The organism is Parazoarcus communis SWub3 = DSM 12120 (assembly GCF_003226565.1).
Taxonomy (GTDB): domain Bacteria; phylum Pseudomonadota; class Gammaproteobacteria; order Burkholderiales; family Rhodocyclaceae; genus Parazoarcus; species Parazoarcus communis.
The window spans coordinates 25,892-40,742 of the sequence record NZ_QKOE01000020.1 but is presented as its reverse complement, the minus strand read 5'-3'; the positions used below and the strand labels follow the sequence as shown (position 1 = coordinate 40,742).

Genomic DNA, 14,851 nt, shown 5'->3' with positions numbered 1-14,851 from the left:
CGGTGACAAGGGGCGATGCCCCCTGCCACCAGACGCGAGCGATCAATTGGAGTGTTGCCGGACAAACGCCGCCGCAGCGGCGTGCAAGGCCCGACCGTCGACGCCCTTGGCCGACACCTCCTTGATCCACTCTTCCGCCACCCCGCTACTGGCTGCACGCCAACGCTCAACCTCGGCAGCGGGAATGGCATACACGGTATTACCACGGGCCACGACTTGATCATGGGCCAACTTTCCGGCGGCATCCAGCTCAGCGCCAGCCAGCCCGGACACATCGCGGCCACGGTTATTGTCGATCACCCTCCTGAGATCGGCCGGCAGACTGTCATACTTTGCCTTGTTCATCACGAAGATGGTCGTGGCCGTGCTCAGTGCGTACTGACCACTAGCTTCGGCATGGAACTTTGTCAGCTCATGGGTCTTGGTCGGGGGCACGGCCTCCCATGGCAAGAGCGCCCCATCAATCACCCCCTTGGACAAGCCCTCCGCCATTTGCGGAGCGGGCATTCCCACCGGGGTTGCGCCCAGGGCGGATAACAGCTTGTTACCCAGGCGCGAGGGCGCCCGCACTTTCAGCCCCTTGATGTCGTCCAGCGACAGCACCTGCCGATCCCGAAAATGCAGTGCGTAAGGCCCCGCCGTCCATGTCGCGATCGGCACCAAGCCCGCGAACTCACGCTTGGCGTGCTGCTCAGTGAAATCCCACAGCGCGCGTGACGTCGCCTCGTAAGTCGTGCTGAAGAAGGGAAGTTCGAACACTTCGGTTAAGGGAAAGCGCCCCGGCGTGTAACCCGGCAAAGTCCACGCGATGTCTGCAACCCCGTCGCGCACTTGGTTGAGCAACTGCGACGGCGTGCCCCCAAGCTGGTTGGCCGGGTAGATCTGGCAGCTCAACCGGCCTTGCGACTCAGCGGCAATTTTCTCGCACCATGGCACGATGAATCGCGTATGAGCGGGTGTCGTCGGAGTCAGGAAATGCGCAACCTTGAGCACGATTTCCGCCGCCTGCGCAGCAGCGGGAAAAATGGCGGCCACGCCAAAGGTAAGTGCCAAGCGCTTGAACGTCATGTTTTGTCTCCAGATTTGATTGAACGGTTTCAGGCTGGTCGAGCGCCACCCTATCCACGCACCATGATCCAGAGCTCCCGGTTCGACCGAGGCCCCCTATGCGGAAGAGCACCCAGGCCTGATGAAAGCAGCCCGACACAGCACGCGAAACCGCTTTGCCATCGTAGGCGCCAGCGCGGGCGCACAGAATCGACAATTCGTTTGATTAGAAGGACAAAACGTGCATTTCAAGACTTACTTCAACCCCCTCCAGCCCACCCGCCCCACCCGGAAGCCGGAGCGAGCGAACTCCAACACTTTGAACTCATCCGGTTTCACGCAAAGCCAGACCCTCTTCCTCAAGCTGCCAGACATCGGTCAATGCATTGCAAAGGGCTCGAATCACCGGATCGTTCGCCCGGCTCCGCAAATAGGCTAAGCGCAGCGTGATGGTCGGCAACGTCATCGGCAGTACATGCATGCGCCCCTCCCTGGCAGCCGCCTCGACCTCTGTACGGCGCATGATGCCCAGCCCCACCCCTGCGGCCACCATGGCCTTCATCGCATCTTCCTGGTCCGCGAGCATCGTCTTGACCGGCGTACAACCGTGGCCGTCGAACAAGGACTGCATCAACCGGTAATAAGCACAATCCGGCGAGGTATAGACCCACGGCAATTGGGCCAGCGCGAAAATATCAGGCGCCACGACCTGATCGCGCAAAGCGTGCGGCACCGCAATGGCCAGTTCTTCCTCGCGCAGCACATGTGATATGAGCAGCGGCTCATTACAGTCGCCACTGATGAAAGCGGCGTCAAGCCGGCCGATGCGCAGGGCCGGAATATTTGCTCCGGTACGGCCGGACAGGAACTCGATACCCAATTGCGGATGGCGCGCGCTCAGCTTCGACTGCAACTCGACCAGGCGCAAGAATTCGGCGTCGGTGTTCAGCCCGATCCGGACACTGCCGAGAACCTCGTCATGCAATCCCTTCGCAGCATGCATGAAGTCACCCGCAGCAGCGAGTGTGCGTTGGGCACGCTCAAACAGCTGCTGACCAGCTGGAGTCAATTGCATGCCTTTCGGGGTTCGGTCAAACAAGGTCAGCCGCAGCTCTTCCTCCAGCGCCTTGATATGGGCGCTGATCGCCGGCTGACTGGTAAACAGACGCTCCGCCGCACGCGTAAGGTGCTGCTCCTCCGCCACGGTGACGAAGGTCCTGAGGTGATAGAGCTCCATGCATTTTCTCCCTTAACTGCATCCTCCGTGCAAGTAAAGCGCAGATCCGGGAAGCTCGCCATCACATTTCCTGAACGGAGAAATCCCGAAAAACGATTGGATTGGCTGCCGTCCATCCGCCAGGCTTTCATCACACCCAGCGAGGAGGCCGGCATGGCACAGACAGGACGTCATTCGACAGCAAGCGCACCGGACCGGCCACTGCCGACGCCCCCCCTTGCCCAACGGGTCGGGCATCTGCTGTTGCGGTTACAAGCTTGGCGGACGCGCGCCAGGCGGGCTCGCGAGCTGCGCGAGATTGACGATGCGACCTTACGCGACATCGGCATGAGCCGAACTCAAGCCAACTTTCTTGCCGAACACCCACATGGAGGGTCGCGAGGCCGGACTTGAGACCCCCACGCTGTTTCCGTGTCTGGCGTCAGCCCGGATCACGTCACCCCTGGCTTCGCGCCAACAATGCAGGCACGTCGTCCGCAGCCACCGCGGGGCTGCACAGGAAGCCCTGGTAAACATCGCAGCCATGACGCCGCAAGAACTCGAGCTGTTCGACGGTCTCAACCCCCTCGGCAACCACCTTGAGCTCCAGTTCGGCGGCGATGCCGATCACCATGCGCACAATGGCTGCATCGTTGGCGTTGTGATCGACATCCCGCACAAAGGCGCGATCGATCTTGATCTTGTCGATGGGAAAACGCTTCAGATAAGAAAGACTGGAATAACCCGTTCCGAAATCATCGATCGACAACCCCACACCCAGGGCTTTCAGGGCCTGCATCAACCGTACCACCCGTTCCGGGTCCTCCACGATCACGCTTTCGGTGATCTCAAGTTCGAGGTACCGTGGGGCCAGGCCGGTTGCCTTCAAGGCCGTATCCACAATGTCCACCACATCGGCACCGTGGAACTGTAACGCTGACAGGTTGACCGCCACCACACGCGGCGCCATGCCGGCATCCTGCCAGGCCTTGTTCTGGCGACAAGCCTCCTCCAGCACCCAGGCACCAATCGGCAGGATCAGCCGACTTTCCTCCGCCACAGGCACAAACACCGCCGGCGACACCTTGCCCAGATCAGGATGGTGCCAACGCAGCAGGCTTTCGAAACCGACGATCTCGCCGCTGAGCAGGTCGACCTGCGGCTGATAGTGCAATTCCAGCTCACCACGCCCGAGCGCTCCACGCAGATCGCTCTCGATGCGCAGCCTCTCGGCCATGCGTTCATTCATGTCAGCCGCAAAGAAGCGAACGCAGTTCTGCCCGGCACCACGCGCATGACGCAAGGCCGCATCCGCGTTGCGCAGCAGCGTGGCCATCTCGCGACCATCTTCGCCCAGCACGCAGATGCCGGCACACGCCGTCAGCACCACATCGCTGCCCTCGATACCGACCGGCTTGGCAATGCTGTCGAGCAAGTGCCGCACCACCACATCTTCGGTCTTGATCAGCCCGCCTTGGTCCAGCAACACGCCGAACTGATCGTTACCCAGCCGTGCAAGGATGTTTCCTTCACCCAGGGCACGATTCAAGCGCGCAGCAAGCCGGCGCAGCACGGCATCGCCCGCCGCATGCCCAAAGGCATCGTTGATGCGCCCAAGCTGGTCGTCCAGCTGGAACACTGCCAGTACCCCGGTGCGCCCGGCCTGCAGCCACTGCTCGACGAGACGGCCAAAGCCTTGACGATTGGGCAAACCGGTGAGCTGGTCGAAATGGATCAGTGCATCGATACGTGCCTCGACCGCCTTGCTATCGCTGAGGTCGATGACAAACACCGACCAATTGATCACCTCACCGCGATCATCGTGAATCGCGCTGATGCTGCAATCGACCGGCAACAATCGCCCATCCTTGCAACGCACCTGCAACTCACCCTGCCAGCGCCCCTGCAAGGACAGAATCTGCCGCATGCCCTCCAGCCAGGCAGGATCCTGCCCACCTTCGATCAACGCGCACGGCGTGCAGTCCTTGAAATCCTCCAGTGCATACCCGCTGGCCTCAGTGACCGCCCTATTGACCGTCAGCACCCGAAAGGCCGCATCCAGGATCATGACTGCATCGCTGGCATGGTCGAAGAAATGGGTGATCAGACGCTGGCGTTCCTCGGCCTCGAAACGCTCGCTCAGATCCCATGCCACGCCCGTCAAACCACGAATCTCTCCATCCTCGCCGTACACCGGTACTCGCAGGAACTCCAGCGGGCGCAACCGTCCATCGAGTTGCAGGCGCACGATCTGTCGCACCGGAGCCCCTTTACGATAGGCCTCGACCTGACCCTCACGAAGGTTGCGCGCCTCGTCAGGCGGAAACAGCGCTTCGACCGTGTGCCCGACGATCTGATCCATGGGCCGCCCACGATAGCGGCAAAACGCTTCATTCACCGCGACAAAGCGTCCATCGTTGTCCAGTAACCAGGCCGGATCAGGGATGGAGTCGAGCAGGGCTCGAGCCTCGAGCGCCTTCTCGGCATAGGCCTGGCTCATCTGGGTCGCCAACTGCTCGGCCCGCCGGTAGCCCCTGCTCCAGGACATCATCAACGCAAGCAGGGCTGCCAGCAACACAACGCCCAACACGCCATAGATGGTCGCCCGACGCTGCCATTCCAGCAGCACTTCATGTTGATCGAACCCGACCGTGATCACGAAAGGATAGCCCTGGACCGCGCGATAAACGAACACACGCGACCGACCATCGAGCTCTCCCTCGCGGCGAAAGCTACCTTCGAGTTCACCCGCCGCGACACGTGCTGGAATCGGGCTGGTCTCGACCCGGCGTCCCTGCCCCACGGCCAATCGAGGCCATCGTGCAAACAGCTTCATGTCCCGGCTCCACAAAGCGATGATGCCTTGTTGCCCGACCGCCAGCCCTTGGTAATAACGTTCGTAGTAATCGGCGCGCAGTACCGCGAACACGACACCGCCAAATTGCCCCTGACGATCCTGCAGGCGGCGGGCAAAAACGATTCCGATCTCGCCTGTGGCTCGAGACACCACCGGTTCTGAAATCACCAGGCCTGCTGACGGGTTGTCCCGCAAATGGATGAAATAGTCGCGATCGGCAACAGAGGCATCCGTCTGCAGCCCTGCTGCGTCATAGACATAATGTCCCTTGGCATCGACAACGCGGAAACTGTACAGCTCGGGGAAGCGCTCAAGGTACTGCCGCAAGATCGGGTCGATACGCTCACGTGGCAGCCGGTCGGCTACGTCGTTCTGGAAGCCCCGAACGAAATCGGAAAGGTGGTGATCGACCTGCCGGCTCGTCGCCTGAAAGTGGCTCTCCAGCAGGCGGGCCAGGGTACTGCCCTGCTGCTCGGCAACCTGCAGCTCACGCTCGCGGGACTGCAGCAGATCGAGCGCAACCCAGCCCAGCAACGCAAAAAAACCGAGCATGACAAACACGGCGCCCGCACGCCACGCCTTGTTGCTTGTCATTATTGATTCCACCTTCCATGCCAACTGCAGGTCGGTACTCTACCACGGCATATGCCATTCCTCACATTCGAGCCGCCTCCCTTGCCCCGGGGGCCAACCCGTCTTGAACGCGGCACGCACCCGAGCCATGACATCGGATGTTGATGAACGAGGCCGTCAGTAAACAGGCCGTGTCATGGATCAGCCTCGCCTGCTACACAGCCGCCCTCTCACCCCGCTGACGGGCCGCCAGCCAGATCAGGGCAATCCCGATGATCGCGACGGCTGGGATCGAGCCCAGGTTCAACAAGGTCCAGCCTTGCGTGGTCACCAGCGCCCCCGACGCGAAAGACGTCACCGCCATGGTGGCAAACACTGCGAGATTGATCGCCGCCTGCGCCTTATCCTTCTCCTCCGGGCGATAGGCCGCCATGGCCAGCGTGGTGCTGCCGGTGAAGAGGAAATTCCAGCCCACACCCAGCAGGAACAATCCAATCAGGAACTGATGCAGGTCCTGCCCCGACAAGGCAACCGCAATGCAGGCCGCATTGAGCACCACCCCAACACCCATGACCTTCAGCACCCCGAAACGCTTGATCAGATGACCGGTGAAGAAGCCGGGTGCAAACATGCCGATTACATGCCACTCGAGCACCAGCGCGGCGTCGGAGAACGGCATGCCGCAGACATCCATCGCAAGCGGCGTTGCTGCCATCAGCAGGTTCATCACCCCGTAACCCAGCGCGGCCCCCAAGGTCGCCACGATGAAGACCGGCTGGCGCACGATCTCGCCAAGCGGACGCCCACCCTCGCCCTTGCCACCACGGGCCGGCTCTGCGGGAAAGCGGATGGCTGCCATGATGGCCATCGCCAGCAAGGCCACTGCGGCCAGTGCCAGATAGGATCCCAGGAAAGGCGCAGCCAGCGTTTCACGCGTGAAGCTGGCCAGATTCGGGCCGACCACCGCGCCGATCAGGCCGCCTGCCAGCACCAGGGATACCGCCTTCTCACGAAAGGACGGCGGGGCCAGTTCACCCGCAGCAAAACGGTAAAGCTGACCATTGGCGCTGTAGTAGCCGGCAATCACCGTCCCCGCCACCAGCAGCCAGAAACTGCCGATCGACAACGCAAAGGCGCAGAGCAAGGCCGTCAGGAAGGCCACCAGCAAGCCGAGCTGAAATGAAACCTTGCGCCCCCAGCGCTGCTGGCTGGCCGCCACCAGTCCGGTGGACAAGGCTCCGCCCACCACATAAGCCATGACCGGCAGCGTCGCCATCCACGCCACAGGAGCCAGCCGCAAGCCAACCAGCCCGTTGATCGCGATCAATACCACGTTGTTGGTCAGGAACAGACCCTGCGCAATGGCCAGTAGCCAAAGGTTCTTTTTCATCTGGATCATCAATCAGAAATCACGTGATCAGAAGCACGTGGCGAACTCAGGAGGGTAGCAAACACCCGAAGCGGTCAGGCGCTGTCGTCCGCAAGCACCCAGCGGCAACGTCCACCCGCTTTGGCGCGATAGAGTGCGGCATCGGCGTCGGCAAGCAGACCGCCTGCAGCGTCGGGCGCCTCCGGTATGCGGCTGACGGCTCCGACACTGACCGACACATGGGCCGCCACATCGGATGCAGCATGCTCGAGCGCCAACACCGACACCGCCTCCACAACCTGTGCCGCAATCAGGCAGGTCCCCTCGACGTCAGTGTCGGGCAACAGCACGGCCAGCTCCTCACCGCCGTAGCGCGCAACCAGATCCGTGGTGCGGCGCGTGGCCTCGGTCACGGCGCGTGCCACTGCCTGCAGACAGGCGTCCCCGGCCTGATGACCGTAGGTGTCGTTGTAACGCTTGAAGAAATCGACATCGATCAACAGCAGGCCCAGCGGCGAGCGGCGGCGAAACGCGCTGGCGCAGAGATCCTTGAAGCGATCATTGAAATAGCCCCGATTGGCAATATTGAGCAAGCCGTCGGTACGTGAAAACGCTTCAAGCCGGATATTGGCCTCACGCAGATGCTGATTGGCTTCGGCAAGCTCAGCGGTACGCTGGGCGACACGTTCTTCCAGGCTGGCGTTGGCATGGCTGAGCGCAGTATTCTGGATCGACAGCACGTGGTAAAGATTGCCGATGACCTTGAGCAAGGCCTGGGTGGCCTGATCATGCTCGTGCGCCTCTTTCTCCAACGCGGCCTCTGGGCTCATACCCCCGCGGATGGCGGTGATCTGTCGCGCCATCGACTGATCAATGCCAAGAATGTGCAGCCCCAGCCAACCGGTGAGAAAGCCAACGACCGTCTCCGGGTGATCGACCAGCACCGCACGCTGGTTGCGCATACCCTTGACCTGTTCGACAAACTGTTCATGCAGGCTGCGATGCATGTTGATGTGCCGCGGCGCCAGACCTTCGGCCACCATCATGCCCTCCTCGTCGGAGAAGTGGTAACGGGTGTAGTCGATGACCTTCTCGAAGGTCTCCTCGAGCACCGCGTCCCGATTCGCATCGACCGACATCAAGGTGTCGTTTAGCTTGTTGAACAGGTCGACCAGGATGTGGTGCTGCTCGTCGACCTGGGCGAACCCGGTCAGAAAATTTTGATCCCAGACAAAAGCGCCCATCGAGGCAATCCGTGTTTTCGGCTATTCGGACATGCGAGTATGCCTGACAACGCACACCCCCAACCGACTTGTCGGGCGATACGTCCTCGAGCCCGTCACGACTCGAGGCGCGGCTCGACCTAAGCGGCTGCGCTCAACAGTTCGGAACACTCGAGGCCCAAGCTCGGCAGCCTGTCGGGATCGAGGTCCAGCACATCCAGGCAAGCCGATCCCAACTTGAGCCACTCGCAAGTCTGCCCCTGACCGGTCTGTGTCTGGACCAGGTACTCCGCCAACTGTGCGAGCGCCACCATCAGGCATCCGCGCGGCGTCAGCCCTTCAGCCTCACCCGTCAGGTGAGCGACATCGTGATGATGCTCGATCGCCAGCACCATCTCCTCCGGCAACCCCCACTCAACCGCCAGCCTGGCGCCCATGACCGCGTGGTTCATGCCCAATGCCGCATTCTCGACATCGGTAAATGCGCAGTCGCTTGCCGCATTGGCCGCCGCCAGCACTGCACGATACTCGGGAAAGGGGCCCATCAACAGCGGAATGCCGCAATCCCGGAACAGCCCGAAGGTATAAACGTCACCCGAACGAACCCGCCGCTGCAGGTCTAGCCGCTGCACCAGCCAGCTGGACACACGGGCCACTGCGGCCGAGCTGTCCCAGAAACGCTCCATGCCCGGCGAATACCGGAACACTCGCTGAAGCACGATGCCCGCAACAGTCTGCATCACGGGGCTGAGACCAAGCAGCACCACGGCCTCGGAAATCACGCCAACCTTGCGGCTCAGGCCGAAAGCCGGTGCGTTGGCCGTCTTGACCACTGCGGCAGCCAGGGCGACATCCGAACTGATCAGATCAGTCAGGCGCTTGAAGTCCGGCTCGGGTTTGGCACGCTCCCGGTCAATCTCCTGCAGCACGCTGGGGCGTGGCGGAATACCAATCTCCCGAAGGGAGATCGTCACCTGTTCGCCGACGACAGAGGAAGAGAAAGCTTGAGGCCCGACCACAGGGGTTTCCGTTACAAGGTTCGACAAAGTCAGGATTCGCCCAATATTTTAAGTGAAGAGTTTAGCGTCCGTGCCGTCGTTCACGCGTGACGGAAGTCCGGGCAACCGTGCGTTCCAGCGTCCCACGTCGTGCCATCCCCTGGCATCGAATCTGCTTATCAAGGCAATGCCCCGCATGGAACACCGCATTTTGTCGCGCTTTTGTCGCAAAACTTACTCTGGAGAACACCGTGCCTGCATTGGTCGAAAACACCGTTTCGATTGAACTGAAAACAGCCAAACCCACCGGACTCAGCATCACCCAACTCGGGGTGCCCGTGAGTGAAAGTACTTCTGTCAAGAAAGGCAAACTGCATGAGCTCATTCAGTTGCTCGACGATGGCAGACCCGGCCGCCGTTTCCAGAACATCCGTATTACTGGCGTAAAAACCTGTGAAGGCGGCATCGAAAGCGCCAAGCTGTTCGTCCAGCTCGAAGCGTTTGGCGACGACAACGTCCCGGTCGCCAACAACAGCGGCTTTGCCGTGACACCAAGTGAGACGGCAAAGCCACTACAGGCGCTACCGGTCACGACGCTTTTCCTGCCCTATGCTCGCTACTGGTTTGAAAGTCAGTCCGTATTTGAAATTCCACTCGATGTCTTCGATCGCATGGACAGTCTGAATTTCACCGTGCTTGCCGACCAGGTTCGCATGATCTGAGGCCAATCAAGACTGCGGCCCGATGCGCTGGGCCAGCACATCCGCCGCAGCGGAGATATCAGCAACACGCCGGCGCATCAAGGCCAGCATCTCTCCCAGCAGGATTTCGGGAGCTGCCTCGACGACACCTTCACCAATCAACCAGCACGCCAACGCCGCCTCATCCCGCCCCAGGGCCCGCGCAGTATCACGCTGCCAGTCGCTACCAAAAAGCAGACGAGCAGCGTCACGAAACCACTTTCGCGCCAGTGCATCAGCATCACCTTCGGGCACGGTGGGCTCGGCCCCCGGATCCGGCGGCGCTTCCTGCATGGCTTCGGCCAGACGACTCAACTCCGGCAAGATGGATCGCACCAGTTCCAGCCCTGACAGCGGCACCAGCCAGCAGCGCTGGCGGGCGCTCCAGCGCGCCTTCGGCGCCCAGCGCAGCAGACGCTCGATGGTGTCGGTGTACTCCGCCTTGATCACGATGGCCTGATCCGTGGCATAAACCCAGGGATTAGGTGGCAAGGGGTGGATCAGCAGGCGGGCTCGAGCCTCGTCATCAGATAGCATGGTGTTTCCCAGCAAGGCAGCTGTCACAGCCGCAACCCCCGGGACCAAGCATGGATAATGCCACCTCAGGCGCTCAGCCAGCCCACACCTTCACGCGATCACGCCCGCTTCCCTTGGCGATGTAGAGAGCCTCATCGGCGCGCCGCAGTGCAAGCTTGGCCGCGCAGCCATCGACTTCACTCAGACCGATGCTGACACGCACCGTGATCGCCCCCTCATCGGTCTGTGCCGGCGTGGACGCAATAGCCGCTCGCAAACGCTCCGCCAATCCCCGTGCCCGGTCAATCGAGGTCCGCGGCAACAACACAGCAAACTCCTCTCCCCCCAGCCGCGCCGCCAAGTCATCCTCGCGCAGTGAGGCACGGATCAGTTCGGCAACATGCTGCAGCACGCGATCGCCAACCGGATGGCCGTAGCGATCATTGACCCGCTTGAAGTGATCGATGTCCAGCATGAGCAAGGTACCGGGACGCGATGGATCCTCACCGGCGCCGGCGCTCATGCATTCCAGCCCGGTCATGAAGGTTCTTCTGTTCGGCAAACCGGTCAGCGCGTCGGTCGTGGCCAGCCGCGCCAGGATACGCTCGCGCTGCTTGCGCTCACTGATGTCGCGCACCAGCCAGACGTGCCCCAGATTCTCCTGCGCACGCTCGATCGGCACGCGGTCGATCTCCAGGGTGCGCGCCTCCCCAACACTAACCTCGATCGAGCACCGCATTTCAGCCCCCGTCTCCTGCCCGCTGGACGGCGAACGCAACCAGTCGAGCGATACAGCCCCCGCACGCGATGCCAGTTCATCCGGCGTGCGGCCCACCAGGCTATCGGCGCGGACGTCCAGACCCAGCAGGTCACACAGGGTCTGGTTGGCCAGTGTGATGCAATTGCCGGCATCGACCATCAACACACCGCCAGGAAAACGCTGCAACAGGGTGGTCAAGCGCACACGCTCCGCCGCCAGTTGCTGCTCGGCGAAATAGCGTTCGGTGATATCGACCAGGGTCCAGATCACGTCCCCTTCCGGCTGATCCGGATCCAGCAGGGTGCCATCGATGTCGAACCAGCGCACCTGCCCATGCACATCGCGCAATGGATATTCGATGCGCAAACGCCCGGTTTCCCTCAAATCAGGGTAATGATCGGCAAATGCCTCGTAGTAGTGCTCGTCCACATGCACGCCTCGCAGGTCAGCCCCTACCAGACTCTGTCCCGGCAACGCAAAGAGTTCTGCCGCACGCCCGTTGAGCTCCTGGATGCGACGCTCCCGCGACGTCAGTACGATTGCCGCCGCACTCTGGTCGAGCAAGGCCCGGCGCAGGCGCGCCTCGGCGACACGGGTGCTGATGTCGGTGTAAGTGCCAATCATGCGGGTCGGCCGGCCATCCTCCCAGTCAACCAGACTGCCGCGCCCCTCAACCCACAGCCAGGCGCCCTCAGCCGTGCGCATGCGAAAATCATCATGTGCAACCCGTTCCGGGTGCAGGGTAATCTGCTCGTGCAACCCCGCCAGGGTACGCTCACGATCCGCGGGATGCAGCAACTCGGTCCAGCGTTCGAAGCTCATCGGAATGCCGCCATCGACATGACCGAGCATTTCATAACAGCGCGCATCCCAGTGCAGCGCACCGGTACGCATGTCCCACTCCCACAGGCCGTCCTTCACCGCCCCGACGGTCAGGCGCAGGCGCTCCTCGCTGCGCGCCAACGCTTCCGCAGCCAGGCGCTCGGCAGTCACATCATGCAGATAGCCGTGCCACAAGGTTGAACCATCCTCGAGGCGTTCGGGATTGGCCTCGCCAGACAGCCATCGGACCTCGCCTTCGCCGTAGCACACACGATAGTCACAGCGCCAGGTTTCCAAGCGCTCGGCCGACTGCTGGATGGAGAACGTGACACGCACGATATCCTCAGCGTGAATCAGCGCGAACACCGGCTCAGCCGACACTGCCAGCGATGCGGCGTCGCTGCGATACACCTCGGTCACGCCAGGGCTGACATAAGGAAAGCAACTCGTCCCATCAGGGCGCAACAAATACTGATAGACCATGCCCGGCACGTGAGCGACCAGCTTGGACAGGCGCTGCTGCCACGCCAGCTGAATGGCCTCGGCCTCCTTGCGGACGCTGATGTCCAGGTGGGTACCGACCATGCGCAGTGGGCGCCCTTGATCATCTCGGCTCATGACTCGCCCGCGATCGAGCACCCACACCCAGTGTCCATCACGGTGGCGCATGCGGTGTTCGGTCTCGTAGTACGCCGTTTCGCCACGGAAATGCGCGTCCAGTGCAGCCTGGATCGCTGGCATGTCATCCGGGTGAACCAGTGTCTCCCAGCTGGAGACATCCGGTGCCACTTCGGACAAGTCGTAGCCGATCATTTGCGCCCACCGGGTATTGAAACGAACGCGCCCACTCGGCACATTCCAGTCCCATGATCCCAGGTCGGCCCCCTGCATCGCCAGCGCCAGACGTTCCCTGCTGTCGCGCAACAACTGGCCCTGCCTGAAGCCCCGCAGATACAGCCAGGAGATACAGGCAGCCGCCAGTATCAGCAATGCCGAGCCGATCAGGTTACGCTGGATGCCACCGCGCATCGAGGCGTCGACCGATGCAATGGCAGCCGCCCGTGATAGCCCCAGCACCACCACGACCGGATAGGACGGCACCCTCAGTGCAGTGTAGTAGCGCTCAACCGGATCCGGCCCCAGCGTCCGGGTCATCGCACCAGACTGACTGCCGATACGCAAGCGCTCCAGCCCGGCTGCATCGACCCGCTGGCCCAGAACCTCGTCTCCACGATGGGTACGCGCAAGATAATGACCGTCATCCCGCAGCAGGGCCACCACATCCCCTGCATCCGGGAACACACGATGTAGCGAGCGCGCGATGTAATCCGGTGACAATGACAGCACGATCACGCCACTGACCTTGCCTCGGCTCAATATCGGGCGTGAGAACTGAATCGACCAACGCCCAGACAGACGCCCCTTGATCGGATGGCTGATATACAGGCTCGGTTCGGCCGCAGCAAAATGCACTTTGAAATGGTCGCGGTCCGCAATCGACAAGGGCTCGGCGGGCCGCCCCTCATCCGGCTCGAGACTGGAAAAGACAACCTGCCCCTGCCCGTCCACCACGGAAACCTGCAACAACGCCCCTGCCGGCAAGGCCGCCTCGACCACCTCGGCCGCACGGCGAAAATCCTGCGGCGACACCTTGAGCCCGAGTTCGGACAGATGGCGCGCCATGTAATCGACACCACCGATCAGCGCCCCCACCTGCATGGTCAGCGCTTCGGCCGTCTGCGTCGCACGCAAGCGGGCCTGATCCTCGGCCAACACAAGCTGCTCCCGGTGCGACTGGTGCAGGAGTACCCAATAGCCTCCCAACGCACACACCAGCAACAACCACCCCAGAGCCAGCCGGATCAGCCATGGACGCTTCGTCCTGCCAGCCCCGGCTGGCTCTGCGGCCGAAGACGCACCCCCCATGCTCCGCTCCCTACCGTCAAAAATCACATGGTATCAAGCGCACCAGTAGTCCGTAAGTGATAAAAGTCAAGGCACTGAGCAAATACGCCCCCCCAATCATCGGGCACAGAAGCACATTACTTCAACGCCGCGAGATGGTCGGCCACGGCATCAATATTACTTTCGCCCAACTGCATGACCGCCGCCGTCATCGGCGCATAAAAACGCTCGCCGGTCTGCTTCAGGTAGCGGTTCAGACTGATCCGCAGGTATTCCCGCTGCTGGCCGGCCAGACGCGGAAACGCCTCGCCGCCGCGCGCATCGTCCTGATGACAGCGTGCACAAAGCTTTGCGTACAAGGCAGCACCCTCTGCCGCCCTGGCGCCCGGCTGCGCGACAGGTGTCACGGGCTCACTGGCGTAGTACAGCGAGATTGCCGCCTTGTCATGCTCGCTCAGCACTTTCATCAGGCCTTGCATGAAGGGATCCTTGCGCTTGCCAGACAGAAAGGCCTCGATCTGGTTGAGCACATACACCGGGTTCTGTCCGGCAAGGTTCGGCACTTCGGGATAACGGCTGACACCGGTCTCGCCATGACAGTTGGCACAGAAGAATGCTGCCTTGCGGCCCTCATCCCGGACCGCCGGCAAACCCGCTGGCGCGGCCTCGAGCCGGGCAAGCATCGCCGCGGCGGTTTCCCCCGCTGGCGCAGCAGAGACAAGCGCTGCACCCGACAAGGCCACGAGCGCAACAGATACGTTCAGGAATGTTCTCAGCATCATCATGCCTCTCCATCAGCTGACTTTGGCGCTTGAGTGACATCGC

10 protein-coding genes are annotated in these 14,851 nt (G+C 61.9%); 1 reads left to right on the top strand and 9 read right to left on the bottom strand.

All coding sequences use genetic code 11. The features are described 5' to 3' along the window. Nucleotides 1–42: 42 nt before the first annotated feature. The 6 genes from DNK49_RS19490 to DNK49_RS19460 all read right to left on the bottom strand — a co-directional run bounded on the left by DNK49_RS19490 (nucleotide 43) and on the right by DNK49_RS19460 (nucleotide 9,259). The gene (locus tag DNK49_RS19490; RefSeq protein ID WP_110528623.1) at nucleotides 43–1,068 is read right to left on the bottom strand and encodes a TRAP transporter substrate-binding protein; all 1,026 of its coding nucleotides are present in this window, start codon (nucleotides 1,066–1,068) and stop codon (nucleotides 43–45) included. A 304-nt stretch (nucleotides 1,069–1,372) separates the two neighbouring features. Beyond that, a complete protein-coding gene (locus DNK49_RS19485) occupies nucleotides 1,373–2,284 on the bottom strand; it encodes a LysR family transcriptional regulator (RefSeq protein WP_110528620.1) in 912 nt (303 codons plus the stop codon). A gap of 436 nt (nucleotides 2,285–2,720) precedes the next feature. After that, nucleotides 2,721–5,714: a bifunctional diguanylate cyclase/phosphodiesterase gene (locus DNK49_RS19475; protein WP_110528616.1), complete on the bottom strand. Its 2,994-nt coding sequence runs from the start codon at nucleotides 5,712–5,714 to the stop codon at nucleotides 2,721–2,723. 193 nt (nucleotides 5,715–5,907) lie between these two features. Beyond that, complete coding sequence (locus tag DNK49_RS19470; protein ID WP_110528712.1) at nucleotides 5,908–7,083, bottom strand: MFS transporter; 1,176 nt, start codon at nucleotides 7,081–7,083, stop codon at nucleotides 5,908–5,910. A gap of 74 nt (nucleotides 7,084–7,157) precedes the next feature. Continuing rightward, complete coding sequence (locus DNK49_RS19465) at nucleotides 7,158–8,306, bottom strand: GGDEF domain-containing protein (protein ID WP_110528613.1); 1,149 nt, start codon at nucleotides 8,304–8,306, stop codon at nucleotides 7,158–7,160. 119 nt (nucleotides 8,307–8,425) lie between these two features. Then, entirely contained in the window at nucleotides 8,426–9,259 is an 834-nt protein-coding gene (locus DNK49_RS19460; protein WP_165843390.1) for an HDOD domain-containing protein, read from the bottom strand. A 275-nt stretch (nucleotides 9,260–9,534) separates the two neighbouring features. Here DNK49_RS19460 and DNK49_RS19455 point away from each other — a divergent pair, with 275 nt between their 5' ends. Further along, nucleotides 9,535–10,005, top strand: coding sequence for a hypothetical protein (locus DNK49_RS19455; RefSeq protein ID WP_243632453.1), 471 nt, complete (start codon nucleotides 9,535–9,537; stop codon nucleotides 10,003–10,005). Nucleotides 10,006–10,011: 6 nt separating this feature from the next. Here the strand turns inward: DNK49_RS19455 and DNK49_RS19450 are convergent, their stop codons facing one another. From DNK49_RS19450 to DNK49_RS19440, 3 genes are all read right to left on the bottom strand, one after another. Further along, nucleotides 10,012–10,560 carry a hypothetical protein gene (locus DNK49_RS19450; protein ID WP_110528607.1) on the bottom strand — a complete coding sequence of 183 codons (549 nt, stop codon included), beginning with the start codon at nucleotides 10,558–10,560 and terminating at the stop codon, nucleotides 10,012–10,014. Between the two features lie 73 nt (nucleotides 10,561–10,633). Then, nucleotides 10,634–14,047, bottom strand: a complete 3,414-nt coding sequence (locus DNK49_RS19445) for a PAS domain-containing protein (RefSeq protein WP_110528605.1) — start codon at nucleotides 14,045–14,047, stop codon at nucleotides 10,634–10,636. A 116-nt stretch (nucleotides 14,048–14,163) separates the two neighbouring features. Continuing rightward, on the bottom strand, nucleotides 14,164–14,808 hold the full coding sequence (locus DNK49_RS19440) for a c-type cytochrome (protein WP_243632452.1): 645 nt from the start codon (nucleotides 14,806–14,808) through the stop codon (nucleotides 14,164–14,166). Between the last annotated feature and the right edge of the window lie 43 nt (nucleotides 14,809–14,851).